The organism is Variovorax paradoxus (genome assembly GCF_030811855.1).
In the GTDB taxonomy this organism is placed as follows: domain Bacteria; phylum Pseudomonadota; class Gammaproteobacteria; order Burkholderiales; family Burkholderiaceae_C; genus Variovorax; species Variovorax paradoxus_L.
Window position 1 is genome coordinate 49,658 of record NZ_JAUSRN010000009.1, and the last position, 26,690, is coordinate 76,347.

General features: G+C 67.3%; 27 protein-coding genes. 18 read left to right on the forward strand and 9 right to left on the reverse strand.

Annotated elements, in window-relative coordinates; translation table 11 throughout:
* Nucleotides 1-22: 22 nt before the first annotated feature.
* The 3 genes from J2X92_RS17545 to J2X92_RS17555 all read right to left on the reverse strand — a co-directional run bounded on the left by J2X92_RS17545 (nt 23) and on the right by J2X92_RS17555 (nt 3,761).
* Nucleotides 23-1,609, reverse strand: a complete 1,587-nt coding sequence (locus J2X92_RS17545; RefSeq protein ID WP_307577210.1) for an alpha/beta hydrolase family protein — start codon at nt 1,607-1,609, stop codon at nt 23-25.
* Between the two features lie 126 nt (nt 1,610-1,735).
* The gene (gene dacB / locus J2X92_RS17550) at nt 1,736-3,166 is read right to left on the reverse strand and encodes a D-alanyl-D-alanine carboxypeptidase/D-alanyl-D-alanine endopeptidase (RefSeq protein WP_307577212.1); all 1,431 of its coding nucleotides are present in this window, start codon (nt 3,164-3,166) and stop codon (nt 1,736-1,738) included.
* Between the two features lie 7 nt (nt 3,167-3,173).
* Entirely contained in the window at nt 3,174-3,761 is a 588-nt protein-coding gene (locus tag J2X92_RS17555) for a GDP-mannose pyrophosphatase (RefSeq protein WP_307577214.1), read from the reverse strand.
* A gap of 79 nt (nt 3,762-3,840) precedes the next feature.
* Here J2X92_RS17555 and J2X92_RS17560 point away from each other — a divergent pair, with 79 nt between their 5' ends.
* From J2X92_RS17560 to pyrF, 6 genes are all read left to right on the forward strand, one after another.
* A complete protein-coding gene (locus J2X92_RS17560) occupies nt 3,841-4,605 on the forward strand; it encodes a DeoR/GlpR family DNA-binding transcription regulator (RefSeq protein ID WP_307577216.1) in 765 nt (254 codons plus the stop codon).
* Between the two features lie 61 nt (nt 4,606-4,666).
* Nucleotides 4,667-5,680, forward strand: coding sequence for a DMT family transporter (locus J2X92_RS17565; RefSeq protein ID WP_307577218.1), 1,014 nt, complete (start codon nt 4,667-4,669; stop codon nt 5,678-5,680).
* Complete coding sequence (tsaB, locus tag J2X92_RS17570) at nt 5,673-6,401, forward strand: tRNA (adenosine(37)-N6)-threonylcarbamoyltransferase complex dimerization subunit type 1 TsaB (protein WP_307577220.1); 729 nt, start codon at nt 5,673-5,675, stop codon at nt 6,399-6,401. Before J2X92_RS17565 ends, tsaB begins: the two co-directional genes overlap by 8 nt.
* 61 nt (nt 6,402-6,462) lie before the next feature.
* Nucleotides 6,463-7,005, forward strand: a complete 543-nt coding sequence (rimI, locus tag J2X92_RS17575) for a ribosomal protein S18-alanine N-acetyltransferase (RefSeq protein WP_307577222.1) — start codon at nt 6,463-6,465, stop codon at nt 7,003-7,005.
* On the forward strand, nt 7,002-7,811 hold the full coding sequence (locus J2X92_RS17580; protein WP_307577224.1) for a uracil-DNA glycosylase family protein: 810 nt from the start codon (nt 7,002-7,004) through the stop codon (nt 7,809-7,811). Before rimI ends, J2X92_RS17580 begins: the two co-directional genes overlap by 4 nt.
* 33 nt (nt 7,812-7,844) lie before the next feature.
* Nucleotides 7,845-8,669: an orotidine-5'-phosphate decarboxylase gene (gene pyrF / locus J2X92_RS17585; protein ID WP_307577225.1), complete on the forward strand. Its 825-nt coding sequence runs from the start codon at nt 7,845-7,847 to the stop codon at nt 8,667-8,669.
* 112 nt (nt 8,670-8,781) lie between these two features.
* Here the strand turns inward: pyrF and J2X92_RS17590 are convergent, their stop codons facing one another.
* A complete protein-coding gene (locus J2X92_RS17590) occupies nt 8,782-9,516 on the reverse strand; it encodes a helix-turn-helix domain-containing protein (protein WP_307577227.1) in 735 nt (244 codons plus the stop codon).
* Between the two features lie 139 nt (nt 9,517-9,655).
* On the opposite strand from J2X92_RS17590, the gene J2X92_RS17595 reads away from it, so the two are divergent.
* The 7 genes from J2X92_RS17595 (at nt 9,656) to J2X92_RS17625 (ending at nt 16,098) form a co-directional block, all read left to right on the forward strand.
* The gene (locus J2X92_RS17595) at nt 9,656-10,510 is read left to right on the forward strand and encodes a hypothetical protein (protein ID WP_307577229.1); all 855 of its coding nucleotides are present in this window, start codon (nt 9,656-9,658) and stop codon (nt 10,508-10,510) included.
* 52 nt (nt 10,511-10,562) lie between these two features.
* A complete protein-coding gene (locus J2X92_RS17600) occupies nt 10,563-12,518 on the forward strand; it encodes an MFS transporter (protein WP_307577231.1) in 1,956 nt (651 codons plus the stop codon).
* A gap of 148 nt (nt 12,519-12,666) precedes the next feature.
* Complete coding sequence (locus J2X92_RS17605) at nt 12,667-13,173, forward strand: YiaA/YiaB family inner membrane protein (RefSeq protein WP_307577233.1); 507 nt, start codon at nt 12,667-12,669, stop codon at nt 13,171-13,173.
* Nucleotides 13,174-13,216: 43 nt separating this feature from the next.
* Nucleotides 13,217-13,684 carry a hypothetical protein gene (locus J2X92_RS17610; RefSeq protein ID WP_307577234.1) on the forward strand — a complete coding sequence of 156 codons (468 nt, stop codon included), beginning with the start codon at nt 13,217-13,219 and terminating at the stop codon, nt 13,682-13,684.
* Nucleotides 13,681-14,475 (forward strand): DUF2145 domain-containing protein, encoded by a 795-nt coding sequence (locus J2X92_RS17615; protein WP_307577236.1) that lies wholly within the window; start codon nt 13,681-13,683, stop codon nt 14,473-14,475. The genes J2X92_RS17610 and J2X92_RS17615 overlap by 4 nt, the downstream gene beginning before the upstream one ends.
* Before the next feature lie 48 nt (nt 14,476-14,523).
* Entirely contained in the window at nt 14,524-15,633 is a 1,110-nt protein-coding gene (locus tag J2X92_RS17620; RefSeq protein WP_307577239.1) for a zinc ribbon domain-containing protein, read from the forward strand.
* A gap of 90 nt (nt 15,634-15,723) precedes the next feature.
* Nucleotides 15,724-16,098 (forward strand): DUF3597 domain-containing protein, encoded by a 375-nt coding sequence (locus tag J2X92_RS17625; RefSeq protein WP_307577241.1) that lies wholly within the window; start codon nt 15,724-15,726, stop codon nt 16,096-16,098.
* Between the two features lie 71 nt (nt 16,099-16,169).
* Here the strand turns inward: J2X92_RS17625 and J2X92_RS17630 are convergent, their stop codons facing one another.
* Nucleotides 16,170-16,955, reverse strand: coding sequence for an SDR family NAD(P)-dependent oxidoreductase (locus J2X92_RS17630; RefSeq protein ID WP_307577243.1), 786 nt, complete (start codon nt 16,953-16,955; stop codon nt 16,170-16,172).
* A 128-nt stretch (nt 16,956-17,083) separates the two neighbouring features.
* On the opposite strand from J2X92_RS17630, the gene J2X92_RS17635 reads away from it, so the two are divergent.
* Nucleotides 17,084-17,467 (forward strand): hypothetical protein, encoded by a 384-nt coding sequence (locus J2X92_RS17635; protein ID WP_307577245.1) that lies wholly within the window; start codon nt 17,084-17,086, stop codon nt 17,465-17,467.
* A gap of 22 nt (nt 17,468-17,489) precedes the next feature.
* On the opposite strand, the gene tgt is transcribed toward J2X92_RS17635, so the two are convergent.
* Nucleotides 17,490-18,662 carry a tRNA guanosine(34) transglycosylase Tgt gene (gene tgt / locus J2X92_RS17640; protein ID WP_307577247.1) on the reverse strand — a complete coding sequence of 391 codons (1,173 nt, stop codon included), beginning with the start codon at nt 18,660-18,662 and terminating at the stop codon, nt 17,490-17,492.
* 11 nt (nt 18,663-18,673) lie between these two features.
* On the reverse strand, nt 18,674-19,720 hold the full coding sequence (gene queA, locus J2X92_RS17645) for a tRNA preQ1(34) S-adenosylmethionine ribosyltransferase-isomerase QueA (protein ID WP_307577249.1): 1,047 nt from the start codon (nt 19,718-19,720) through the stop codon (nt 18,674-18,676).
* Between the two features lie 82 nt (nt 19,721-19,802).
* On the opposite strand from queA, the gene recG reads away from it, so the two are divergent.
* From recG to ubiA, 4 genes are all read left to right on the forward strand, one after another.
* Nucleotides 19,803-21,932 (forward strand): ATP-dependent DNA helicase RecG, encoded by a 2,130-nt coding sequence (gene recG / locus J2X92_RS17650; protein WP_307577250.1) that lies wholly within the window; start codon nt 19,803-19,805, stop codon nt 21,930-21,932.
* A gap of 94 nt (nt 21,933-22,026) precedes the next feature.
* Nucleotides 22,027-22,992: a LysR substrate-binding domain-containing protein gene (locus J2X92_RS17655; protein ID WP_307577252.1), complete on the forward strand. Its 966-nt coding sequence runs from the start codon at nt 22,027-22,029 to the stop codon at nt 22,990-22,992.
* Between the two features lie 141 nt (nt 22,993-23,133).
* Entirely contained in the window at nt 23,134-23,721 is a 588-nt protein-coding gene (locus J2X92_RS17660) for a Dps family protein (protein WP_307577254.1), read from the forward strand.
* Between the two features lie 68 nt (nt 23,722-23,789).
* On the forward strand, nt 23,790-24,650 hold the full coding sequence (gene ubiA, locus J2X92_RS17665; protein ID WP_307577255.1) for a 4-hydroxybenzoate octaprenyltransferase: 861 nt from the start codon (nt 23,790-23,792) through the stop codon (nt 24,648-24,650).
* Between the two features lie 21 nt (nt 24,651-24,671).
* On the opposite strand, the gene proC is transcribed toward ubiA, so the two are convergent.
* Together proC and J2X92_RS17675 are read right to left on the reverse strand one after the other, a co-directional pair.
* Nucleotides 24,672-25,529, reverse strand: a complete 858-nt coding sequence (gene proC, locus J2X92_RS17670) for a pyrroline-5-carboxylate reductase (RefSeq protein ID WP_307577257.1) — start codon at nt 25,527-25,529, stop codon at nt 24,672-24,674.
* Nucleotides 25,526-26,644, reverse strand: a complete 1,119-nt coding sequence (locus J2X92_RS17675; RefSeq protein WP_373424855.1) for an esterase-like activity of phytase family protein — start codon at nt 26,642-26,644, stop codon at nt 25,526-25,528. The genes proC and J2X92_RS17675 overlap by 4 nt, the downstream gene beginning before the upstream one ends.
* Nucleotides 26,645-26,690 lie beyond the last annotated feature (46 nt).

The window sequence follows — 26,690 nt, forward strand, 5'->3', positions numbered from 1 at the left end:
GCATTTCTGGAAGGGAGTCCCTTTAACCGCCCGCGGCCAGCACGCCCTGGAAAAAGCCTCGGGCCGAGGCCAGGCAGAACGGCGGCGCGAGCGTGCCGTGGTAGGCCAGGGTGACGGCCTGCCGCTTGTCGGCGTCGCTGCCGGGGGTGTTCTGCGCGAGGATGCTCTTGGCCTGCGCGAAGCCGGCGCGCGCGGTGGAGTAGGCGTCAGTGGTGGCCGTGTCTTCCAGGTCGATCACCGTCAGCGCCGCGGCGGGCATGCCGCGGGCGCGGAAGTAGCCGGCCGTGGCGCGGGTGCTCAGAAAATTCACGGTCGGGTCGTTGGCGCCGCCGCACATCAGCACCGGCCGGGCCGGCAGCCAGTTGCGCAGGTCGTTGGCGCGCGCCGCTTTGCGGAAGCCCACGGCCGGCCTGCAGTCCAGCGGCGAGGTGGTGCTCAGTGAGCCGACCGTGGCGGGCAGCGCATTGCCGGGGCAGGGATTTGCCAGGATGTCGCCGGCCGCCTGCGTCAGGTAGGTCTGGCGGATCAGGTTGTTGGCGCCATAAAAGATCGACAGCTCCGGGCTCACCGGCCCCGGCGTTGCGCCAGCGGGAAACAGCGCGAGCTGCGGCAGCTTGCCGTTGGCATACAGCGTGGCGAGGGGCGTCAGGCTCGGCAGCAGGGTGTCGATGCCGGCGGCGTACTGCGCTTCGTAGATGTCGGCGGTGCTGTCGTACACATCACCGAACTGCTGCTGCCAGCTGGCGGAGAGCAGCGGCACGAAGAGCGTGCTGCCGAGCGCCGGCCACCCCAGGAAGGTGTAGTCAGCCAGCAGGCCGATGGCCGAGGGCGCCGAGAGCGCCGCCGATGCCGTCACAGCCCTGCCCGTGGCCTGCATATCGCGGTGCGCCGCCATCGCGGCGTAGCCGCCCTGCGAATAACCGGTGATGAGCAGTGAGCCGGCATCCGCCGCGTCGATGCCCGAAAAAGTCTTGCGCGCCGCTGTGAGCGCATCGACCATGTCCTTGCCCTGCTGGTCGCCGTTGAGATACGGGTGATAGGGCAGCGTCGACTTGTCGTAGCCCGCGTAGTTGGGCGCCACCACGATGTAGCCCTGCGCCGCGAACATGGCGGCGATGGTCAGGCCTTCGCCGGCGGCCGGCTGGGTCGAATCGGTCCATTTGGCGAGGTTGTAGTTGCGCGCGGCAGTGGTGCCGTGCGCATACAGCACCACGGGACGCGCGCCGTTGCAGCCGATGTCGGCCCCTGACGGCAGCATGATCGCGGCCGTCGCATTGGTGGCTTCGCCCTTGCCGCCGACCGTGCGGTATTCGAGGTAGCGAACTTCGACCCCGCACCTGGGCGTGCCGGCCACCTGCAGCAAGGCCTTGCCCTGGTCGCTGGCCTGCAGATTGGTCCTGAACTGGTCGGCCGTCAGCTTGGCGGTTTGCTCGGGCGGGTCGGTGACGACCGATCCGCGGCCGGTGTCGCCGGCTGGCGGCGGAAGCCCCGCGTTGATGCCGATGCCGCCGCCTCCACCGCCACCGCAGGCGGCCAGCAGCAAGGTGACGCCGACGAGCGCCGAAAGCCGATGCAGCGGAGACGAAGGTGGTCGTTGGGGCTGGTTCAAGGCGTGCCTCTTGGTGTTTTGTCAGTCGAACCGAACGGGCGTCCGATTCTGTGCAGCACCATCGACGCACGCAAGCGGCACGTATACCTAGGAGAATTTTTCAGTACACGGCCGCTAGCCGGCGGCTTAGTTGTCCTGCGAGGCCCAGTCGACCAGCGCGTCGAACGCAGCGCGCGCAGCCCCCGCGTTGTCGCCGTTGGCAATGGCCACCAGCACGTAGCGCCGGCCGCTCGCGCCGTGCACGTAGCCGGCCACGCCGGCCGAGTCGCGCAGAGAGCCGGTCTTCAGGTGTGCCGCGCCGCCCGAGCGCAGCGCGCGCTTCTTGAGCGTGCCGTCCACGCCCGTGGCGGGCAGCGACGACACCAGCTCCGGCATCACCGGCGAGCGCCAGGCCACCTGCAGCATCTTGCCGAGCGCGGCCGCGCTGATGCGCTCGTCGCGTGACAGGCCGGAGCCGTTGTCGAACACCGGCGGCGCCTCGCCAGTGCCGATGCGGTCGCGCCACCACTGGCCCAGTGCGCTGCGCGAGGCCTCGAAGGTGCCGCGGTTCTTCTGCGTGAGCCCGATCGTGAGGAACAGCTGCTGCGCCATCACGTTGTTGCTGTACTTGTTGATGTCGCGCACCACTTCCGCGAGCGGCGGCGATGCGAATTCGAAGGCCGGCCGGAGGCCCGCTGGCACCCGGCCTTCGCGCATCTGGCCGCCGACGCGGCCGCCCATCTCGGCCCACAGGCCACCGATGGCGCGCAGGCCGTAAGTGCGCGGGTCGGCGTACGCCACGGCCCAGCTTTTTTCGCCGCAGGCGGCAGGAAGCGCACCCGTGAATCGGATGCGGTTCGGGTCGCTGAAGTCGGGCTTGATTGCCGCGCGCCAGTCGCCGCATTCACCCGGCGCAAGTGCCACCATGGGCTGCGTCGACACGCTGGCCAGCGGCGGCTCGTAGCTCACGCGCGCCTGCTGGCCGCCGCGCTCGGGCGTGAAGATCATGTTGACCGACTTGAAGTTGACCAGCAGCGCGTCGGGCGAGGCGTTGTAGGGCCGCAGCGGCTCGCCGTCGAAGGCTCCGGGGTCGTTCTCGATCGTGTTCTCGAAGGCGCTGCGATCGAGCACGATGTCGCCGTTCACGGTGGTGATGCCCAGGCCCTGCACGCGCCGTAGCAGCAGCCAGGCGCGTTCCAGCACCAGCTTGGGATCGCCCTGGCCCTTGATGTAGAGGCTGCCGTTGAGCACGCCGTTGCTCACCGTGCCGTCGACGTAGACCGGTGTGCTCCAGCTGTAGGCTGGGCCCAGCAGGTCGAGCGCGGCGTAGGTGGTCACCAGCTTCATGATCGATGCCGGGTTGACCTGCACCTGCGAGCGCCATGCCAGCCGCGGCGGGCGCACGCCGTCGGCATCGGCCACCAGCATCGTCACCGAATCGCGCGGCACCTTGGCGCGCGCGAGGGCAATCTCCACTTCGGTCGGGAATGCCTGCTGGGCAAAGGCACTCGAGGCGGCGCATGCGATCAAGCACAGTGCGCATGCGGTACGAAGGAAGGAGAGGCGAAGAAGAAGCATTGGCCGATTATCTCGGCGCGAATACATGCAATTGCGCGTGATACAGCAGCATCACCGTCTTGGCGTCGGCAATGCGACCGTCCGCCACCATGGCCAGCGCATCGACGATGCCGAGCTCCAGCACCTCGATGTCCTCGCCCTCGTCGGCCAGCCCGCCGCCGTCGCCAATGCGCATCGAAGGCTCGTATTCGGCAATGAAGAAGTGCAGCCTTTCGGTGACCGAGCCCGGGCTCATGAAGGCTTCGAAAATCTTCTGCACCGCGCCGAGCCGATAGCCCAGTTCTTCCTCCACCTCGGCGCGAATGCGCTCCTCAGGGGCGGCGTCGTCGAGCAGGCCGGCGGCCGCCTCGATCAGCAGGTCGTCATGCCCGTTGACGAAGGCCGGGTAGCGGAACTGCTTCGTCAGCAGCACCGTGCGCTGCGCCAGGTTGTAGGGAAGCAGCGTGGCGCCGTTGCCGCGGTCGTAGGTTTCGCGGTGCATGCGCTGCCACTGGCCGTCGCTGCGCCGCCAATCGAAGGCGGTGGTCTTCAGCGTGTACCAGTTGTCGGAAAGCAGGGTGACTTCGTGCACCCGGACGCGGTCTTGAAGGGTCATGATTTGCAGCTTATGCGTAAATTCGTGCAGAAACAAGAAAATTCGTGCAATCTGCGGGCGTGCCCGCTACCATCGGCCGATGCTCACCCGCCAGCGCAAGCAACACATCCTCTCGGTCCTGCAGCGCGAGGGCAACGTCGTCGCAAAGTCGCTCAGTGAGGCGCTTTCGCTGTCGGAAGACACCATCCGGCGCGACTTGCGCGAGCTGGCGGCCGAGGGCCTGCTGCAGCGCGTGCACGGCGGCGCGCTGCCGCTTGCAAGGGCGGAGGCCGACTTTGCGGGCCGCCTGCAACTCGCCACTGCCGAGAAGGTGGCCATCGGCCGCGGGGCGGCGCGGCTCGTAAGGCCCGGGCAGGTGGTGTTCATCGACGGCGGCACCACGGCCGTCCAGCTGGCGCGGCACCTGCCGAAGAGCCTGCGCGCCACCGTCGTCACGCACAGTCCGTCGGTCGCGGTCGAACTGGTGGGCCATGCCGACATCGAGGTGGTGCTGATCGGCGGGCGCCTTTTCAAACATTCGATGGTGGCGGTGGGCGCCGCGGCCATGGACGCCATCTCGCGCATCCACGCCGACACCTGCTTCCTGGGCGTGACCGGCGTGCATGCCGAGGCCGGGCTGACCACCGGCGATGCCGAGGAGGCTGCGATCAAGCGCGCCCTCATGGCGGCCGCGGCCGAGACGGTGGTGCTGGCGTCGTCCGAAAAGATCGGCGCCGCTTCGGCCTGGATGATCAATCCGGTATCAGCGGCCACCAGCCTCCTGGTGGCGCCGGAAGCGCCGGCGGCCGCGCTGGCGCCGCTGCGCGAGTCCGGGCTCGCAATCCTGCGCAGCGACGGCGGCTGATCGTTGCGGGCAATTCTCCCCTGGCCGGCGCGGCCCGGGGCGAGCCCTCGATAATCGGAGAATGCCCGCCCCGCCCCGACTCTCGCCCCGCACGCTCGGCATCGGCGCGGCCGTGGTCACCGTGCTGGTCTGGACGGCCTTCATCGTGATCGCCCGGGCCTCGGCCGCACGCTCGCTCACCCCGTTCGACCTGGCGCTGGCGCGCATTTGCGGCGCCAGCCTAGTGCTGGTGCCCTGGGGCGCCTGGATGGTCATGAAAGACCTCCGGCAGGACGGTACCACCGCCTCCTCGCTCTTCGGCCTCTCGCCCCTGTCGCTGCGCGTGACCGCCAGCGCCGGCATCTTCGGCGGCGTGGCCTATGCCGCGCTGGCCTACAGCGGCTTCTTCTTCGCGCCTGCCGGCCATGCCTCGGTGCTGATGCCCGGCAGCCTGCCGCTGTGGACCACGCTGCTGGCGGCGCTGGTGCTGCGCGACCGCATCACGCCGGGCCGCGCTTTCGGGCTGGCGCTGATCGTGGCCGGCGATCTGGTGGTCGGCGGGCGCAGCCTGCTGCACGCCTTAGAGGGCGGCGAGGTCTGGAAGGGCGACCTGCTTTTCATGTCGGCCGCCTTCTGCTGGGCCTGCTACAGCGTAGTGGCGCGCCGCCATGGCCTGGACGCGGTGCGTGCGACCATCGCCATCACCGTCTTCGCGCTCTTGACCTATGTTCCCGTGTACAGCCTGCTGGTGGCGGGCGGTGCTGTGGCGAGCCGCATCGGTTCCGCGCCGTGGGGCGAGGTGGCGTTCCAGATGCTGTTCCAGGGCGTGGGTTCGGTCGTCATCTCGGGCATCACGTTCACGAAGATGATCCAGTACTTCGGACCGGTGCGCAGCACCATGATCACGGCGCTCGTGCCCGGACTCTCGGCCTTCGGCGCGGTGATCTGGCTCGACGAGCCGCTGCACTGGAACCTGATGGCCGGCCTGCTGCTGGTGACCGCCGGCATCCTGTTCGGCGTGCAGAAATCGGCCGGGGCGCGCAATGCCCCGATGCCCAAGGTTCCGGCTACCGCCATGGGACGACGCGATGCCTAAGCTCCTGGCTTTCGACACCAGCACCGAACACCTGTCCGTGGCGGTTCGCCACGGCGAGCGCCTGTTCACGCACAGCGGGGCCGGCGGCGCGCAGGCGTCGAGCACGCTGATCCCGCTCATCCTGCAATTGCTGGCCGAGGCCGGGCTCGAACTGGCCGCGCTCGACGCCATTGCCTTCGGCCGCGGGCCGGGTTCCTTCACGGGTCTGCGCACCGCCTGCTCGGTGGCGCAAGGCCTGGCCTTCGGGTCCGGCGTGCCGCTGCTGCCGGTGGACACACTGCTGGCCGTGGCCGAGGAGGCCCGCCACACTTTCGGCGCCCGCCAGGTGGTTGCCGCGCTCGATGCCCGCATGGATCAGCTCTATGCCGCGCGATACGACTTCGACGGTGGCGGTGCGCTGGGCGCCCTGCAAGGCGATGGCGGCGAGCCGCTGCTGCTCGCGCCCGAAGCGCTCGATGTGCCCGCCGGCTGGTGCCTTGCCGGCAACGCCTTTGCCGCCTATGGCCCGCGCCTGGCGCCCGCCGCGGCGCGCCACGAGGTGCTGCCAACCGCCACCGCCATGCTCCGCCTCGCGCCCGCGCTGCTGGCCGCCGGCCGCACGGTGGACGCGGCACATGCCTGGCCGCTCTATGTTCGCGATAAAGTGGCGCAAACGACCGATGAGCGCGCTGCCATCAAGGCGGCCGCCGTCGCGGTTTCACCTGTTGCCAGCAAGTCATGAGCGCCGCGCCGGGCCGCCCCAAGCAAGCTCGCTTCGCAGTGCGAAGCACGGAGGTAATCCAATGAGCGCCGTTCTTCAGCCTGTCGAAGCCCGCCTCGAACCGCTCACCGTCGAGCGGCTCGACGCCGTCTGCGCGGTCGAACAGACGGCCTATAGCCACCCATGGACGCGGGCCAACTTCATCGACTCGATGGCGGTGGGCTACCACTGCCAGTGCCTCTTGGCGCCCGTCTCGGTGCCCGAACTGGACACGCCGGTGACGATGCTCGGCGAAACGCTGATCGGCTATTTCGTCGCCATGAAGGGCGTGGACGAAGTGCATCTGCTCAACTTCACGGTGACGCCGGCATTCCAGCGCCAGGGATGGGCGCCGCTGATGCTCGCCGCGCTGACCGGATGGTCGCGTGGCGAAGGCGCGCTATGGCTCTGGCTCGAAGTGCGCCAGAGCAACCAGCGTGCGCTCGACGTTTACCTGCGCCAGGGATTCCGCAGCGTCGGCGTTCGCAAAGGCTATTACCCGGCCCACGAAGGCAAGCGCGAAGATGCGGTGGTCATGAGCCTCAGATTGAATGAAACAGGCTCCGCCTGGGGAGCCTTGCGATGAGCGCGGTACAGACATTGAAGCTCGATGCGCGCCAGCGCGCAATGCTCGACGAAATGGGCGTGAAGGTCTGGTGGCCGATGCCCGAAGCGGCGGAAGCCGCTGCCATTGCCGCTGAAGCGAAAGCGGTTGCCGTGGAGCCGTCGCCGGTTGAAGAAGCACGCGAGCGACCTGTTGCCGGCGCGCCCGCCCCGGCCGCAAGGCCCGCGGCGGCACCGGCCCCGGCGGCCCGCCCCGCGGCGGCACCGGCCCCGGCGGCCCGCCCCGCGGCCGCGCCGATCGCCCATGGCGCCGCGGTGCTCATCGAGGAACCCCGCCGCCTTTACGCCGAGGCCGGAGCGGGGCTGGCCCAGGGCGGCTGGCTCGTCGTGGCCGACATGCCGCCCGAGGCCGACGGCCGTCACGGCGAACCCTTTGCGGGCGACGCCGGCAAGCTGCTCGACAACATGCTGCGCGCCCTCAAGCTGCACGACGGCAAGACGCCGGTGCACCTGATGCGCACGCACCGCGGCGTGGCCGCCGGTCAGCCCGGCAGCCCCCGTCCCATGGCCGAGGCCTTCGAGGAACACGCCGCCGCGCTGGCGCCGACGCTGGTGCTTGCCATGGGACCGCTGGCCGCGCAAAGCCTGATGCAAAGCGCCGAACCGCTCGGCAAGCTGCGCGGACGCGTTGTGCCGCTTGCGTCGATCCAGGGCGTATCGGTTGTGGCGACCTACCACCCGGCATATCTGCTGCGAAACCCCGCCGACAAGGCGCGCGCGTGGGCCGACTTGTGCCTGGCTGCTGAACAGCAATCGCCGTCGAATTAAGCGGCCGCGGGCGGGTCCTTAAAATCAGGCCCCATGACTTTCCTCGACAAGCTGGCCACCGCACAGCAAAAAAACGGTTCGTTGCTCTGCGTGGGGCTCGATCCGGAGCCAGCCAAGTTCCCGGGGCAGCTCAAGGGCGACGCAAGCCGCATCTATGACTTCTGCGCGCGCATCGTCGACGCCACGGCCGACCTGGTCATCGCCTTCAAGCCGCAAATCGCCTATTTCGCGGCCCATCGCGCCGAAGCCCAGCTCGAACAACTGATGGAGCACATGCGCCGCAATGCGCCCCATGTGCCCGTGATCCTGGATGCCAAGCGCGGCGACATCGGCTCCACGGCCGAGCAGTACGCCATCGAGGCCTTCGAGCGCTACGGGGCCGACGCGGTGACGCTGTCGCCCTTCATGGGTTTCGATTCGGTGGCGCCCTACCTCAAGCACGAAGGCAAGGGCGCCTTTTTGCTCTGCCGCACCAGCAACCCCGGCGGCTCCGACCTGCAGGGCCAGCGCCTCGCAGACATCGAAGGCCAGCCTTTCCTCTACGAGCACGTCGCCAAGCTTGCGCAGGGCCCGTGGAACCTCAACGGCCAGCTCGGCCTGGTGGTGGGCGCCACCTACCCGGCGGAGATCGAACGGGTACGCGAGCTCGCGCCCACGGTGCCGCTGCTGATTCCAGGCGTCGGCGCCCAGGGCGGCGACGCAGTGGCCACGGTGCGTGCCGGCTGGCGCGCCGATGCACCGATCATCGTGAACTCGTCGCGCGCCATCATCTACGCCTCCTCGGGCGACGATTTCGCCGTTGCGGCGAAGAACGCTGCACGCACCACGCGCGACGCGCTAGAAGACGCCAAGGCCTGATGGGCTTTTTCGAGGAACACCGCGGAACCGGCTTTGCCGGGCCGCTGGTGTTGCCCCCGGTGAGGGGGGTGGAGAAGCGACACGAAGTGCGCGAAGCCTGGGGGAGAGCCAATCAAGCTCTGCGAAGCCGCGTGAAGGCTTCGAATTCCCAGTTCCGCATGCCCAGCAGCAGCGTGTAGCCCTCGCGGTCTTTCGCGGTGAGCTTCTGGTCCGTCTGGTGTTGCTGCGCGAAGTCCTGCGCCACGCGCTGCAGCCGCTCCAGGAACGCCGGCGCCAGCGAGCGGCTGATGGAGCCGTGCACCAGCAGCAGCCCTTCGGCCGGGCCGTCGAAGCCGCCCCGGTAGTAGTCGAGCACCACGTTCTCGCGAAAGAACTCCATTACCGGGCCGTGCGGACGCCAGCGGAAGGTCTTGGCCAACTTCAGCCGGTAGCGGTTGAGCGGGCGCAGCTCGATGATGCCGATGCGGTCCAACTGCGCCAGAAAGCCGATGCATTCCGCCTCGCTGATCCGGTACGAGGACACGATCTGCTCGAGTGTCCACTGGCTCAGCACGCTGATGGCCACCAGCAGCAGCTTCTTGTCCTTGACCACTGCTTTTTCCTGCTCCTGCGTGAGCTCCTTCAAGAGCGGCTGGGCGTCGGCCACGCGGCGCGCCAGTTCGGCAAAGTCGATCTTGAGCGCGCGGCAGATCGCATCGACGCGCGACAGCGGCATGTCGCTCTTGGCTAGCATGCGCTTGACGCTGGATTCGGCCATGTCGAGCGACCGCGCCAGGTCGGCATAGGTCATCCGGGCGCTCTTGAGTTCGTTTTTGAGGGCTTGAACGAGGTCGACGGTGGTGCTCATGAAGGTGGCTTGCTGGCAAGGGGGTACTAAAAGAAGATACCGAAAGGTGTGAATTAATGCCTCGTATCGATTCTCGATGCCTGTAGAGAGGCTGGCAACTAAATTCCGCGGCTCGTACCACCCACCCACGAGGACCGCCATGCTCCCGCCCACCCTCAGCCGCCGCGAACGCGGATTGCTCTTCACCTTTGTGCTGCTCGCGCTGGTGGCCTTGTTCGGCCCCGCGCTGCCGGCGGCCGACGTGGCGATTGCGTCGGTGTTTGCCGATGGCCGCGCCTGGAACGGACTGCCCAATGCCATGGACGTGCTCAGCAACCTGCCCTTCGCGCTCGTCGGCTGCTGGGGCCTGTACCGGCTGAACCGGATCGACCGCGCCCACCAGCAGGCGCTGGCCGAATTCCCGTTGGCACCGCCGGCCAACGATCCGCCGGACAACACGCTCGACTGCGCCTGGCTTTTCTTCGCGGGGCTGATTGCCACCGCCGCCGGCTCGGCCTTCTTTCACCTGATGCCCGACGCGTCCCGGCTCGCGGCCGACCGGGCCGGCATGGCGGTAGCCTTTGCGGGCCTGATCGGCATCGCGGTCTGCGAGCGCGTGAGCCAGCGCGCCGGCTGGCCGGCCGCCTGGTTCGTGCTGGCGGCCGGCCTGCTGTCGGCCGAGGTGTTCCATGAAAGCGGCAATGTCCTGCCCTGGGCGATCGTGCAGTTCGGCGGCATGGCCGTGGTGCTGACGCTGGCCCTGGCCACGCCGATGCGCGGCGCGGTCGGACTCAAGCTCGGCTGGGTGATCTTCTTCTATGTGCTGGCCAAAGGCTTCGAGCTGGCGGACGAACCGATCTACGAGATGACGGGGCAGCTGATCTCCGGCCACAGCCTCAAGCACCTGGCCGCATCGCTGGCCGGCCTGCCGGTGCTTGCGGCGCTCAGGAAGCTCGATATCGGATGGCGGGCCACGTTGCTGCGGCACAATCCCGACGCCGCCCTGACGACATAGGCTCGCTCTGCGGGGCAGCGTGCAGATAACAAGACAAGAGGAGTTGCTTCGAATGACAAACCCCGCCGCTGCCACTGCCGCCACGCCCGCTCACGAAGCGAACGCGCACGCCAACCAGTTCGCGCTTCTCGGGCAGCGGCGCTTCGCGCCTTTCTTCTGGACGCAGTTCGCGGGCGCAGCGAACGACAACCTCTTCAAGTTCGCCTTCACCGTCATGGTGACCTATCAGCTCCAACTGAGCTGGATGCCGCCGGCCATGGCGGGCCTGGCGATTGGTGCGCTGTTCATCCTGCCGTTCCTGCTGTTCTCCGCCACGGCGGGGCAGCTCACCGACAAGTTCGACAAGACGAAAATCATCCGTTTCGTGAAGAACCTCGAGATCGCGATCATGCTGCTCGCGGCCTGGGGCTTTGTCAGGGCCGATGCGGTGGTGCTGCTGGGTTGCGTGTTCCTCATGGGCCTGCATTCGACGCTTTTCGGCCCGGTCAAGTTTGCCTACCTGCCGCAGGTGCTCGATGCACGCGAGCTCACGGGCGGCAACGGCATGGTCGAGATGGGCACCTTCGTCGCCATCCTGCTCGGGCAGGTGGCCGGCGGGCTGCTGGTGGCCCTGCCGCACATCGGCCACACCACCGTGGCCGTGGCCTGCGTGCTGCTGGCGCTGGTCGGGCGTGGCGTGGCACAGGCCATTCCGCCAGCGCCCGCCACCGACCCGGGGCTGGTGATCAACTGGAACCCGTTCAGCGAAACCTGGCGCAACCTCAAGCTCGCGCACGGCAACATCGTGGTGTTCCGCTCGCTGCTGGGCATCTCGTGGATGTGGTTCTTCGGCGCCGTGTTCCTGAGCCAGTTCCCCAGCTTCGCCAAGGAAGTGCTGCATGGCGATGAGCAGGTGGCTTCGCTGCTGCTGGTGGTGTTCTCGGTGGGCATCGGCATCGGCTCGCTGCTGTGCGAAACGCTGAGCCGCCGGCAGGTGGAAATCGGCCTGGTGCCGCTGGGCGCCATCGGGATGAGCGTGTTTGCCATCGACCTGTACTTTGCGTCGCGCGCGCTGCCGCCGGTCGCGGTCATGGGGCTCGGTACCTTCGTGAGCCAGGCCGCACACTGGCGCGTGATGGCCGACCTGGCGCTGCTGTCGCTGTTCGCGGGCCTGTACAGCGTGCCGATGTACGCGCTGATCCAGCTGCGCAGCCAGCCGACGCATCGCGCGCGCATCATCGCAGCCAACAACATTCTCAATGCGCTGTTCATGATCGGCAGTTCGGTCATTGCGGGCGCGCTGCTCGGCGCCGGCTTCTCGATTCCGCAGATATTCCTTTTCACCGGCATCGCCAATGCGGTGGTGGCGTTCTACATCTTCATGCTGGTGCCCGAGTACCTGCTGCGCTTCATCGCGTGGATGCTGTCGCACTTCGTCTACCGCTTCGAGATCAAGGGCGACGAGCACATTCCGACCGAAGGCGCGGCGGTGCTGGTGTGCAACCACGTGAGCTTCATCGACGCGATCCTGCTGATGGCCGCGAGCCCGCGCCCGATCCGCTTCATCATGGACCACCGGATCTTCAAGGTGCCGGTGCTGGGCTGGCTGTTCAAGCTGGCCAAGGCCATCCCCATCGCGCCACAGAAAGAAGACCCGGCCGCCTACGAAGCCGCCTTTGCCAAGGCACTGCAAGTGCTGCGCGAAGGCGACCTGCTGGCGATCTTTCCCGAAGGCGCCATCACGCGCGACGGCACGCTGCAGCCCTTCAAGGGCGGCGTGATGAAGATCATCGAGAGCGCGCGCGCCGAAGGCATCGAGCCACCGGTGATCCCGATGGCGCTGACCAATCTTTGGGGCTCGTACTTCAGCCGCATCGAACTGCGCGGCGGCCAGAACGTGGCCATGGCCAAGCCCTTCCGCCGCGGCTTCTACAGCCGCGTGGGGCTCAACGTCGGCCACGCGGTGCCGCCAGTGGAGGTAAGGCCCGAGGCGCTGCAGCAGCGCGTGAGCGGCTTGCTGGCCACTTAGGCCCGGCCTTACCGGCGTGCCCGGCGCCGAAAAAGTATCTTTCCAAGATACCCGAAGCGGCTCAAACCAGAACTGGTTGAAGCATTTGATCCTTGCGGTGCGGGAGCGAACCATCATTCGCTCACCTTCACTACGCCGCGAGGCTTTCATGCAACCCTTCTCATCCACCACCGTTTCGATCCAGCGCGACACGCGGGCCTGGCAGATCCAGGCCTGGGCTTCGTTCGCCGTCGCCGTGTTCCTGTGCGCCACCGGCTTGAGCTGGCTGCCGGGCGAGGCGCTGGACCGTGCGTTCATGGTGATGGGCTATGTGTTCTGCCTCAGCACCGCTTTCATGCTGGCCAAGTTCGTGCGCGACAACCAGCACGCTGACACGAACGGTGCCGCAGGCCGCGACGTGCCGATGTGGCGCCTGGTGGTCTGGGGCAGCTTCTTCACCGCCATGGGCCTGACCGGCTGGGGCCTCGTCCGCATGGAGATCAACGACGCCTACAAGGCCTTCCTGGGCGTGAGCTGGCTCTTCCTGATCAGCTCGGCCTTCACGCTGGCCAAGACGCTGCGCGACCGCCACGAGGCCGACCTGATCGAAGCGCGCCTGCAAGGCCGCCGCGTCGCCCGCCAAGAGGCGGCTGCTTCTACCGCCTCGGCCGACTGAGCGCCACTTTTCTCATCCACACATCAACCATTGAAAGACCGCCATGAAAAAGTCCATTGCTTCTCTTCTGGTCGCTGCTTGCACCGTCTTCGCCAGCGCGACGCTGCCCCTTCATGCCCAGGCCCAGACCCGCGGTTCCGAGGCTTCGGCCGCACTCTCGATGCTGCCCGTGGCCTCGGTCGTGGGTGCGGCTTCAGCCGTAGGCGCGTCAGCCACGGCGGTGGTCGCGGTGCCTGCCGCGCTTTCGGTGGGCGGCTCGATGCTCACAGTGATTGCGGTCGAGGCTTCGGCCGACGGCACCGTCTACCTGCTGGAACGCGCCTCGGATGGCGCCCGCGCCAGCGTCAAGGTGATGGGCCGCGCCGCCAACGGCGTGTCCGCGGCGGTCGGCACGGGCGTGCTGGTCAGCGTGATCGGCACCGGCATCGTGCTGTCGGCCGCGGGTGAGGTGCTGGCCTTCGTGCCGAACGCGATCGGCCGCGCGCTCTTGCACAACGAGAGGCTGTCATGAAGTGCGCGCTTGTTCCCTCGCTGCTGCTTGCGCTCGCGATCGCCGTGCCATTGCAGGCACAGGCCGGCCGCTCCTGCGAGCAGGCGAAGCCCACGGCGGAGCTGATCGTCAAGGGCATGCAGCTGGCCGAGCGCACGTCGCAGCAGCTGGATGCGAGCGGCGCCCGCGTCGTGCTCCTCGCGCGCGCCGGGCAGGATCTGAGCAAGTACGGCCTGCGCTATTCGCACCTTGGCATTGCCTACAAGACCGATGAAGGCCCGTGGCGCGTGGTGCACAAGCTCAACCAGTGCGGCACGGCGGAGGCCGCCGTGTACCGTCAGGGACTCGGCGAGTTCTTCCTCGACGACCTCTGGCGCTACGAAGCCGCCTGGGCGGTGCCCACGCCGCAGGTGCAAACGCAGCTTCTGGCCGCGCTGCGCGAATCGCCGTCGCGCATCACCCGGCTGAACGTTGCGCCCTACAGCATCGTGAGCTACGTGTGGGGCCAGAAGTACCAGCAGTCGAACCAGTGGGCCGTCGAGACGCTGGCTGCCGCCATGGAGCCCGCCACGATCGGCAACCGCGCGCAGGCGCAGGCCTGGATGCAATTCAAGGGATACGAGCCGACGACGCTGCGGCTCGGACCGCTCACGCGCCTGGGCGGCCGCGTAGGCTCGGCCAACGTGGCATTCGACGACCATCCGAACGACAAGCGATTTTCGGACCGCATCGAAACGGTCACGGTGGATTCGGTGTTCGCATGGCTGCCGCGCGCGGGCTTGGGTGCGGCGCCGGTGGCGTTCAAGCTCTAGTTGCAAGCGGGGCGTTCGCGCTTCGAGAAGAAAAAAGAGGAAAAAGAAATGAGCAAGTCATTGCGTCTGTCCGAGAAGTGGTTTCGCCGCGGCCTCTGGCTGGTGGCACTGGTGTTCGCGAGCTTCTTGATCGGGCTCGGCGGCACCATCGTGAACGACCTGCCAAAGGTCGAACGGGTGCTCCAGCTCGACGACTTCATCGACCTCGCCGCGGCCGGGCCGCTGCGAAGCACCATCAAGTCGTCCGAAGAGAAAGAACTGGCCGCGTCACGGGAGCTCGATCAGGTTCGCCTGCAGCTCACTGCCGCGCAGCAGGCCAGCGCCAACGCCCGCGAGACCTTCGGCAACTGGATTGCCACGCGGCGCGCCACTGCGCAGCCCGACCAAGACCCGGAACTGATTGCGCGCACCAAGTCGCTCGATGCGCTCAAGCAGAAAGAGGACGAAGCCCAGCGCAAGGTGGCTGCGCAACGCCAGATCGTGCTCGATGCACGACAGGCCGAGCAGCGCGCCCGCGAGTCGCTGGCGGTGCTGGAGCGTGCCGCGCAGGAGAAGCTCGAAGCCGAGTACCGGCGCGTCGAACTGCGGGTGTTCGGCTACCGGCTGGCGCTCACGCTGCCTTTGCTGGTGGTGGCGGGCTGGCTGTTCGTGAAGAAACGCAAGGGCACCTACTGGCCTTTTGTCTGGGGCTTCATCTTCTTTGCGCTGTTCGCATTCTTCGTCGAGCTGGTGCCTTACCTGCCGAGCTACGGCGGCTATGTGCGCTACGTGGTGGGTATTCTGGCCACGGTGCTCGTGGGGCGCTATGCCATCGTCGCGCTGAACCGCTACCTCGCGCGCCAGAAACTGGCCGAACAGCAGCCCGACCAGGTGAGGCGCGAGGAGCTCAGCTACGACACTGCGCTCACCCGGCTCGGCAAGGGCGTGTGCCCCGGCTGCGAGCGGCCGGTGGACTTGAAGAACAACGAGATCGACTTTTGCCCGCATTGCGGGATCGGCCTGTTCGATCATTGCGGCCAGTGCGAAACCCGCAAGAGCGCGTTCTCCAAGTTCTGCCACGCCTGCGGCACCTCCGCCTTGCCGCGCGTGCCGCTCGCATCGGCAGCGAGCTCTGCGGATTCCTTCACACCCGGCGGACCGGCTCAGCCTGCCGTGTAGCGGCAGCGCCGCAGGGCCGTGCTACAACGTCCGGCTGCGACACGGAGGTGGCCGCGGATTTCCATCATCAACTCAGAGGGAGCACCCAGCATGAGCATTTTCGGCAGCATTCTTTCCAAGATCTTCCCGTCCGCACACGCCGCCGACGCACCTGCGGCTGCACCGGCCCCCGCCGGCGCTCCGGCGGCCGCGGCACCGCCGCCGGCCATCACGGTGGTCGACGTCGAGGCCCTGCTCGACGGCATGCCCGGTGCGAGCAGCCTGAACTGGCGCACTTCCATCGTCGACTTGATGAAGCTGCTCGGCCTTGACAGCAGCATCGACGCGCGCAAGCAGCTGGCCGCTGAACTCAGCTACGGCGCTGATACGAGCGACAGCGCCAAGATGAACGTCTGGCTGCATCGCCAGGTCATGACCAAACTGGCGGCCAACGGCGGCAAGGTTCCGGCCGAGCTGCGCGACTGATCGTCCGCCCCTCGAAGCAAGAAGCCCGGCATGCCGGGCTTCTTGCTTTTTGAGAAGTGGGCGCCAGGGGCTCAGGTCCAGCCGGCATCCACCACGAAATCTTGCGCGGTGCACATTCTCGAATCGTCGGCGGCAAGAAAGAGCGCCATGGCGGCGATGTCCTCGGCCATCACGCGGCCCGGCAGGCACTGGGCCGCATCGATCTCGGCGCCAGACTCCGGCTTCACCCACAGCTTGATCTGCCGCTCGGTCATGACCCAGCCCGGCACGATCGAATTGACGCGAATGTTCTCCTTTCCCAGGTCGCGCGCCAGCGAGCGCGTGAGGCCGCGCGCGGCGGCCTTGCAGGCCTGGTAGACGGGATAGCCCCGGCCCTTGATCATCCAGCTGATCGAGCCGAAGTTGATGATCGATCCGCCGCCCAGCGCGCGCATGTCATCGGCCACGGCCTGCGCCGCGAAGAACTGGTGCTTGAAGTTGACCGCCACCAGGCGATCGAAATCTTCGCTCGTCACGTCGGCCATGTCATGGCGCCGGTCGTTGGCGGCGTTGTTCAGCAGCACGCCAATGGAACCGAACTGCGCCCGAACCGCGGCAATGGCAGTGGTGAGCGCGGCGGTGTCGGTCACGTCGCATTCGCAAAACAGCGCCGGGTGGCTGCCCTGCAATTGGGATGCGAGCGCGCGGCCCGCGGCAGCGTCGAGATCGCAGAAGCCGACCTTCGCGCCCTGGCCATGGAACGCCCGCACCAGCGCTTCGCCGATGCCGGTGGCGCCGCCTGAGATGAACACGGCGCGACCGGCCAGCGAGGGATAGCGGGCGGTGTACGCGGTTGGTGAAGAAGAAGCGGTTGTCATGCCTTTTAGCGTAGCGGATGAACGCGTTGGAGTGCACCCGGTTTACTCCTGCATACCTCCGGCGTACGTGTGGCGTATGGCTTCCGGCATGTGGGCAAGGGGCGCTTGCGTGGCTACGCTTGCCGCCCATGAACATCCTCTATCGTCGCCGTGCAATGACCGGCCTCGCCGCCCTGGCGCTTGTTCCCCTGGCGCTCGCCGTTCGGCCGGCGCGGGCCCAAGCCGCGGCGCCCATCCAGCTCTTCAAGATCGTGTCACCACGCGATGAGATCGTCGTCGGCGTGGAGGCCGCGCAACTCGGCACGGGCGCGGGGCCTGCCGTGCAACGCCTGGCCGAATTGTTAACCGCTAAGGGGCAGCTCACGCTCTGGCAATACGCATCGCAGAAGGACGCCGCCGGCGCCCTGGTTCAAGCGCCGCTGCGGCAGGTGGCGGTGTTCAAGAACGAGCTGCTGCGCATCGAGCCCTATACGACGCCGCTGCCGGTCAAGGCTCCGGCGGCCGCCAAGTAGGCGGCGCGTTCATGCGTGGCAGCTAGACGCCGCGCGCACGGTCCGCTTTGAAGCGCGCCCTGAACGCCGTGAAGCTGTCGGCCTCCAGCGCCTCGCGGATTTCGCGCATCAGGTTCAGGTAGTAGTGCAGGTTGTGGATGGTCGTGAGCATCGGCCCCAGCATCTCGGCGCAGCGGTCGAGGTGATGCAGGTAGGCGCGGCTGAAACCCTCGCGCCCGCCGTCGTTCCACGCCACGCCCGAGGTGCCCGCGCACGCATGACAGGTGCAGCTTGGGTCGATGGGCTGCGGATCATTCTTGTGGCGCGCGTTGCGCATCTTCAGATCGCCGAAGCGCGTGAACAACGTGCCGTTGCGCGCATTGCGCGTGGGCATCACGCAGTCGAACATGTCGACGCCGTCGGCAACGCCCTGCACCAGGTCTTCGGGCGTGCCCACGCCCATCAGGTAGCGCGGCTTGTGGGCCGGCAGCCGGTGCGGCGTGTGGCCCATGATGTGCAGCATCTCTTCCTTGGGCTCGCCCACGCTCACGCCGCCGATGGCGTAGCCCGGAAAATCCATCTCGACCAGCGCCGCGAGCGATTCTTCGCGCAAGTTTTCGAACATGCCACCCTGCACGATGCCGAACAGCGCATTCGGGTTTTCGAGCCGCGCGAATTCGTGCTGGCAGCGCTTGGCCCAGCGCAGGCTCAGCTCCATCGAGATGCGCGCCTCGGCCTCGGTGGTGATGTGACCCTTGGTGTCGTAGGGCGTGCACTCGTCGAACTGCATCACGATGTCGCTGTTCAGGATGGTCTGAATCTGCATCGACACTTCGGGCGTGAGAAACAGCTTGTCGCCGTTGACGGGCGATGCGAACTTCACGCCCTCTTCGCTGATCTTGCGCATCGCGCCCAGCGACCAGACCTGGAAGCCGCCCGAGTCGGTGAGGATGGGCTTGTTCCACTTCTCGAACTGGTGCAGCCCGCCGAAGCTCGCCATGACGTCGAGGCCGGGTCGCATCCACAGGTGAAAGGTGTTGCCCAGGATGATCTGTGCGCCCATTTCTTCCAGGCTGCGCGGCATCACGCCCTTCACGGTGCCGTAGGTGCCCACGGGCATGAAGATCGGCGTCTGCACCACGCCGTGGTTGAGCGTGAGCGTGCCGCGGCGCGCGTGACTGTCGGGGTCGGCTTTGAGGAGTTCGAAGTTCAGCATGGTCGTCGTCTTCAATCTTGTCGTTGTCGTGCCAGCAGCATGGCGTCGCCATAGCTGAAGAAGCGGTAGCGATGGGCAATGGCATGGGCGTACAGCGCCATCACGCGCTCGTAGCCCGCGAAGGCCGAGACCAGCATCATCAGCGTGCTCTTCGGCAAATGGAAGTTGGTCACCAGCAGGTCGACGTGCTCGAAGGAAAAGCCCGGCGTGATGAAGATGCGCGTGTCGCCCGTGGCCTCGCCGCTCTTGGCCCACGATTCGAGCGTGCGCACGGTGGTCGTGCCGACCGCGACGACACGGCCGCCGCGGGCCTTGCACTCGGCAATTGCGCGCTGCGTGGACTCGGGCACTTCGTAGCGCTCGGCGTGCATGGTGTGCTCGGCGATGTTCTCGGTCTTGACCGGTTGGAAGGTGCCGGCGCCCACGTGCAGCGTGACGTTCGCGCGCCGCACGCCGCGCGCTTCGAGCTCGTCCAGCAGCGCTTCGTCGAAATGCAATGCGGCCGTTGGCGCGGCCACGGCGCCCGGCACGCGCGCGAACACGGTCTGGTAGCGGCTCTCGTCATCGGCCGAATCGGTGTGCGTGATGTAAGGCGGCAGCGGCACGTGGCCGCAGCGGGCCATCAGCGCATAGGGATCTTCGCCCTCGTCGCTTTCGAAGCCGAAGCGAAACAGCGCACCCTGCTCGTCGGGCCAGCGGCCCAGGAGCGTCGCTCGGAAGCCACCCACCATCTCCAGCGTGGTGCCCACGGGCGGCTTCTTGCTCACCTTCATGTGCGCGACCACCTCGTGGCCCTGCAGCACGCGCTCGACCAGCAGTTCGAGCTTGCCGCCGGTCGGCTTCTCGCCGAAGAGGCGCGCCTTGACCACACGCGTGTCGTTGAAGACCAGCAGGTCGCCTTGGCGCAGCAGCGAAGGCAGGTTCTTGAAGATGCGGTCGACCGGGACGTCGCCTGTGCCGTCGAGGAGGCGTGAGGAGGTGCGTTCGGGGGCGGGGTGTTGCGCCACCAGTTCAGGCGGCAGGTCGAAATCGAAGTCGGAAAGCGTGAAGGCGCGCATGGTGCTTGAGGGCCGGACGGGCCCGTGCCAAGGAGGCATGGAAAGGAAGAAGAACAAGGCCGGAGCCGGGCAGAATTGTCCCATGCCCGCTTCCGCGAAGTCAGTGCGCCCCAAAAAGACCGCAAACCCACCCACCGTCGCCCCAGTCGCGCCCGGCGCCGGCCTGAGCCTCGTGCAGCGCGCGCTGCGCAAGCTCGGGCTCGTGCGCGACATCGACTTCGCGCTCTACCTCCCGATGCGCTACGAGGACGAGACGCGCATCGTGCGGCTGGCCGACACGCGCGACGGTGACATGGCGCAGGTCGAAGGCGTGGTGACTGAGTGCGAAGTGGTGTTCCGCCCGCGGCGGCAACTGATTGCCACCATCGACGACGGCAGCGACACCTGCCAACTGCGCTTCTTCAATTTCTATCCCTCGCAGCAGAAGCAGCTCGCGGTCGGTGCACGCGTGCGCGTGCGCGGAGAGGTGCGCGGCGGTTTCGTCGGGCGGCAGATGATGCATCCGACGGTCAAGGCGGCCGGCACGGCGCTGCCCGAGGCGCTCACGCCCGTGTACTCGACAGTGGCCGGCTTGCCGCAGCCGGTGCTCCGGCGCGAGGTGCGCTCGGGCCTGGCGCGTGCGGTGCTCGACGAGACGATTCCGGTGCAGATCGGCCTTCGCGGCGCCTGGGACCTGCGCAGTTCGCTGACCTTTCTGCACTACCCGACGCCCGACGTGGCGATGGCAACGCTCGAAGACCACAGCCACCCGGCGTGGCAGCGCATCAAGGCGGAGGAGCTGCTGGCGCAGCAGCTGTCGCAGCTGCAGGCGCGGCTGGAGCGCGCGGCGCAGCGTGCACCGAAGCTGCCTTTTTCGCCCAAGCTGCAGCCCAGTTCGCTGCACGCCCAATTGCTTGCCGTGCTGCCCTTCGGCCTGACAGGCGCGCAGCAACGCGTGGGCGAAGAGATCTCGCACGACCTGGCCCGCGAGATTCCGATGCACCGCTTGCTGCAGGGCGATGTGGGGTCGGGCAAGACCGTGGTGGCGGCGCTCGCGGCGGCGCGCTGCATCGACGCGGGCTTTCAGTGCGCGCTGATGGCGCCGACTGAAATTCTTGCGGCTCAGCATTTCGGCAAGCTGGTCGGATGGCTCGATCCGCTGCTGGCCGAGCGCGGCCTGCGCGTGGCCTGGCTCACGGGCAGCCAGAAGAAGAAGGAACGAGACACCATGTCGGCCGCGGTCGAAAGCGGCGAGGCGGCGCTGGTCATCGGCACGCATGCCGTCATTTCGGAAAAGGTGCGCTTCAAGAACCTCGCGCTTGCGATCATCGACGAGCAGCATCGCTTCGGTGTGGCGCAGCGGCTGGCGCTGCGCGGCAAGGCCGTCGGCCATCTCGAACCGCACCTCTTGATGATGAGCGCCACGCCCATCCCGCGCACGCTGGCGATGAGCTACTACGCCGACCTCGACGTGTCCACGCTCGACGAGCTGCCGCCGGGCCGAACGCCCATCGTCACCAAGCTGGTGGCCGACCACCGGCGGGACGAGGTGATCGCGCGCATCCAGGCGCAGCTCGGGCAAGGGCGGCAGGTCTACTGGGTCTGCCCGCTGATTGAAGAGAGCGAGGCCGTCGACCTGCGCAACGCCACCGAAACGCGCGACGAGCTCGCGGACTCGCTCGGTCCGGCCGTCAACGTCGGGCTGCTGCATTCGCGCATGCCCACGGCCGAAAAGCAAGCGGTGATGGCGGCTTTCACCGCCAACGAAATCCAGGTTCTGGTGAGCACCACCGTGATCGAAGTGGGCGTGGACGTGCCCAACGCCTCGCTGATGGTGATCGAGCATGCCGAGCGCTTCGGCCTCTCGCAGCTGCACCAGCTGCGCGGCCGCGTGGGACGTGGCGCTGCGGCCTCGGCCTGCGTGCTGCTCTATGCGCCTGGCGACAGCGGCCGCGTGGGCGAGGCCGCACGCGCGCGGCTCAAGGCCATGGCCGAGACTAGCGATGGTTTCGAGATTGCGCGGCGCGACCTCGACATCCGTGGCCCGGGCGAATTCCTTGGCGCGCGCCAGTCGGGTGCGCCGCTGCTGCGATTTGCCGACCTGAGCACCGACGTGATGCTGCTCGACTGGGCGCGCGAACTGGCGCCCGTCATGCTCGAGAAGCACCCCGAGCTTGCCCAGCGCCACATCGACCGCTGGCTTGGTACGAAGGCCGAGTACCTGAAGGCGTAAGCCGAGCCAGACCCCTCGGCACCGGGCGTCGTTTCGGCCGGCCGACCCCAGACAATGCCCGGTCACAGAGGCTTGCGCATAATTGACGCAAGCTATGACTCTCACCGAACTCAAATACATCGTCGCAGTAGCCCGCGAACGGCACTTCGGCAAGGCGGCCGAGGCCTGCTACGTCTCTCAACCCACGCTTTCCGTCGCCATCAAGAAGCTTGAAGACGAACTCGAGGTCAAGCTCTTCGAGCGCAGCGCCGGCGAAGTCACCGTCACGCCGCTTGGCGAGCAGATCGTGCAGCAGGCGCAGAGCGTGCTCGACCAGGCCGCCAGCATCAAGGAAATTGCCAAGCGCGGCAAAGACCCGCTGGCCGGCCCGCTGAACCTTGGCGTGATCTACACCATTGGGCCGTACCTGCTACCGGACCTCGTTCGTCAGGTGATTTCGCGCACGCCCCAGATGCCGCTGGTGCTGCAGGAAAACTTCACCGCCAAGCTGCTCGAGATGCTGCGTGCCGGCGAGATCGACTGCGCGATCATGGCTGAGCCTTTTCCGGACACAGGCCTGGCGATGGCGCCACTGTACGACGAGCCCTTCATGGCGGCGCTGCCCACCAAGCACAAGTTCGCGGACCGCGAATCCATCACGTCCGACGAACTGCAGAACGAAACCATGCTGCTGCTCGGCACCGGCCATTGCTTTCGCGACCATGTGCTGGAGGTGTGTCCCGAATTCGCGCGCTTCTCTAGCAATGCCGAGGGCATCCGCAAGAGCTTCGAGGGCTCGTCGCTCGAAACCATCAAGCACATGGTGGCCTCGGGCATGGGCGTGACGCTGGTGCCACGCCTGTCGGTGCCTGCCGACGCGCTCAAGCCCAAGCTCAAGGGCCGCAAGGAGCCCGAGCAGATGGTGCGCTACCTGCCTGTGCGCGACGCACAGGACCGCGATCCGCCGACGCGGCGCGTGGTGCTGGCCTGGCGCCGCACCTTCACGCGCTACGAGGCGATCGCGGCCTTGCGCAACGCGATCTATGCGTGCGAGCTGCCGGGCGTCAAGCGGCTGTCATAAGAGAAATACGCGAACTTGGCCTACGCGGCGGCCGTTCGAATTCATTCATCGACGGGATAGAGTGACGCTGTTGCGAAGCTGCGGGTCGGCTTTCAGAATCAAGGCGTCTGTCTCCCAAGTTTGAAGAAAGAGTTTTCACGCATGGCAAAAGAATCCAAGGCATCGAAGAAAGCGTCGTCCTCATCCTCTTCGCAGGGCAAGGTGCCCAAGAAGGGCGACACCCAGGTGGCGCAGGAATCCGGCAGCCGCAACGCGCCCATCATCAACATCGGCATCGAGCGCCAGGACCGTGCCGCCATTGCGGAAGGCTTGAGCCGCGTACTGGCCGACACCTACACGCTCTACCTCACGACGCACAACTTTCATTGGAACGTGACGGGGCCGCACTTCAACTCGCTGCATGCGATGTTCATGGGCCAGTACACGGAACTGTGGGGCGCGACCGACGTGATTGCCGAGCGCATTCGCGCGCTGGGCCACTACGCCCCGGGCTCTTACGCCGAGTTCAGCAAGATCGCCACCGTGCCCGACGTGCCCCAGTCACCGCCCAAGGCGATGGAAATGGTGCGCATCCTGGTCAAGGGCCACGAAACCGTGTCGCGCATCGCGCGCGAGTTCATTCCGGTGGCTGAAGAGGCCGGCGACGACCCCACGGCCGACATGCTGACTGCGCGCTGCACGGTGCACGACCAGACTGCCTGGATGCTGCGCTCGCTGCTCGAGGACTAAAAAGCGCAGGGCTCGCTGAGCCGTGGCACCGAGGGCGGCACAATGGCCGCTCTTTTTTTGCCTGCCGCATGCTCGCCCGCCGTTTTGCGCTCTATCTCGACCTGATTCGCTGGAACCGCCCCGCGGGCTGGCTGTTGCTGCTTTGGCCCACGCTGGGCGCGCTCTGGTTCGCTTCAGGGGGGTGGCCGGGCTGGCATCTGCTGGTGGTGTTCGTGCTGGGCACCATTCTCATGCGCAGTGCGGGCTGCTGCGTCAACGACGTGGCCGACCGAGACTTCGACCGCCACGTGAAGCGGACCGCGCAGCGGCCGGTGACCAGCGGCGCGGTTTCGGTCAAGGAAGCGCTGGTGTTGGGCGCGGCGCTGGCGCTAGCGGCCTTCGCTCTGGTGCTCACGACCAACCGGCTCACCATTGTCTGGTCGTTCGCGGCGCTGGCGATCACGCTGGCCTATCCGTTTGCCAAGCGTTTCGTCTCGGTTCCGCAGGCGGTGCTGGGCATCGCCTTCAGCTTCGGCATTCCGATGGCTTTTGCGGCGGTGCAATCTAGGGTGCCGGTGTTCGCGGCCTGGCTGCTGGCCGGCAATCTGTTCTGGGTGCTGGCCTACGACACCGAATATGCAATGGTCGATCGCGACGACGACTTGAAGATCGGCATGAAGACGTCGGCAATCACCTTCGGCCGCTTCGACGTGGCCGCGGTGATGGCGAGCTACGCGATCTTCCTGGCCGTCTGGGCGTGGGCTGGGGCCAGCCAGGGCCTGGGCGCCGTGTTTTTCGCGGCCATCGGCATTGCGGCGGCGCAGGCCGTCTGGCACTGGCAGCTGATCCGCGGCCGCACCCGCGACGGCTGCTTCAAGGCCTTTCGCCTGAACCACTGGCTCGGCTTCACGGTGTTTGCCGGCATTGCGGCCGGCTATGCGCTGAAGTAGAGCGGGCGAAGGCCCGTCCGCTCAGGCCTTGCCGAATTCCTCGCCCAGTTCAGCCGCGCGCTTCTGCGCCGCGCGAATCGCGGTCTTGAACTTCGCCTTGACGTCGGCACCCTCCAGCGAGGTCAGCGCGGCGTAGGTCGTTCCGCCCTTCGAGGTCACCCGTTCGCGCAACACCGACGGCGGCTCTGTCGCGCTGTGCGCCAGCGCCGAGGCGCCGGTGAAGGTGCCAATGGCCAGCCGCTGGGCCTGGTCGGGCGACAGGCCCATTTCCATGCCGGCCTCGGTCATGGCCTCGATGAAATAGAAGACGTAGGCGGGGCCCGAGCCGGACATCGCCGTGACCGCGTCGAGCGCGGCTTCGTCGTCGACCCAGAGCAGCTCGCCGGTCGGTGCCAGCAACTGCCCGACCAAGGCTCGGTCGGCGGCGTCCACGCCAGCGCGTGCATAGAGACCGGTCATGCCCTGTCCCACCAGCGCGGGCGTGTTGGGCATGGCGCGCACCACGCGTTCGCTGCTGAGCCAGCGCGCAATGCTGCCCGATGGAATGCCTGCAGCCACGCTCAGGTGCAGCGCGTTTTCGGCGAAGGCGCGCACCGGCCGTGCGGCGTCCGCAAAGGTCTGCGGCTTGACCGCCCACACCACCACGGCGCAGCGGGAAAGGGCTTCGCCGGCCTCGGCCTGCGCAGTGATGCCGAAGGACTGCGCCAGTTTCCGGCGAGCCTCCTCGAAAGGCTCGACCACCTCGAAAGCGTCGGCGGGCGTGCCCTGCTTGATGAGGCCGCCGATGATGGCGCTGGCCATGTTGCCGCCGCCTATGAAGGCAATGGGGGGAAGCGGCGCCGGGCCGGTGCGGGGCAGGAATGTGACGGCAATGGTCATGGTCGGTCGGTGTATTCGAATGCTGCGAACTGGGTTGTCTGCAGCGGGTTGAAATTGTCGTCGCTCACCACCACCAGCATGCGTTTGCCGTCCGGCAGCGCCGGCCCCCAGCACATGCCTTCGGTGTTGTCCAAGCGCGAAAGGCCGAGCTGGGCGAAGTTGGCGATCAGCTTTCTTGCCACAGGGCGGTGGTTGCCTGCGGCGAGCGCATCGATCTCCAGCACGTCGGTGGCGTCTCGGGTATCGATCTCATACAGGCGCAACGAGTTTCCGGCGCCCGTGGCATAGGCGCGCTCCAGCACCAGCATGCGGTCTGCATCGAGCATCAGCACCTCGCTGATGCCATTGTCGGCAAGGCTGCCGGGAATCAGCGGCCGCAGCGGAATCGCATCGGGAACATAGGCAATCTGGCGTGTGGCCTGACCCGTTTCCAGGTCCATGCGGGTCAGCCGGCAGGGGCCGCCCGGCGCTTTGGTGGTGGGAATCGGGCCGTCCTGGATCAGCGCGTTTTCCATGGCGAGCCAGGCGTGGCGGCCGTCGGGCGTCAGCGCCAGGCCCTCTAGTCCCAGGTTGTCGCGCGGGCCGCGGCGCTGCGAGGCATCGGCATTGAACATGGCCGGCAGGGCGAACTCGCGCAGCGGGCCGCCGTCGCGCGCCGATTCGTAGAGAGCCGGCCCGAATCCTCGGGTTACGTCGCCTTCGCTGGTCCAAAGCAGGGTTCCGGTATTTGGGCGCAGGCGCAGCGCTTCTGGGTCCGGCACGGGCGTCTGGGCGTCGGCGCTGCGGCGCGCGAGCCATGGGCCGCCCCCTGGGCGTTGCAATTGCACGACGCTCTTTGGGACGGGTGGCCGGAGCCAAGGCGGTGCCCACTGCGCGGTGTAGAAGCGGGCGGGGTTCAGGTCCGATCGGTCATCACTGAGAAGGATGTACTCACTTCTTTCTGCGTCGTAGTCGATGCCGGAGAGGCCTCCAGCTGTTGTGCCTTGTATAGTCAGCCTATGCGGCCAGTAGGCCTCGGCCAAGTGGCGCAGCCGTACCGGCGTGACAGAGGGGATCACCGGGCTGCCGCAGCCTGACAGTCCCAGCCCCGCAGCGGCGGCCGCACAGGCCAGCATGCTGCGGCGCAGGGGAGATGCGGGAGCTACGAGGCCTGAATTGACG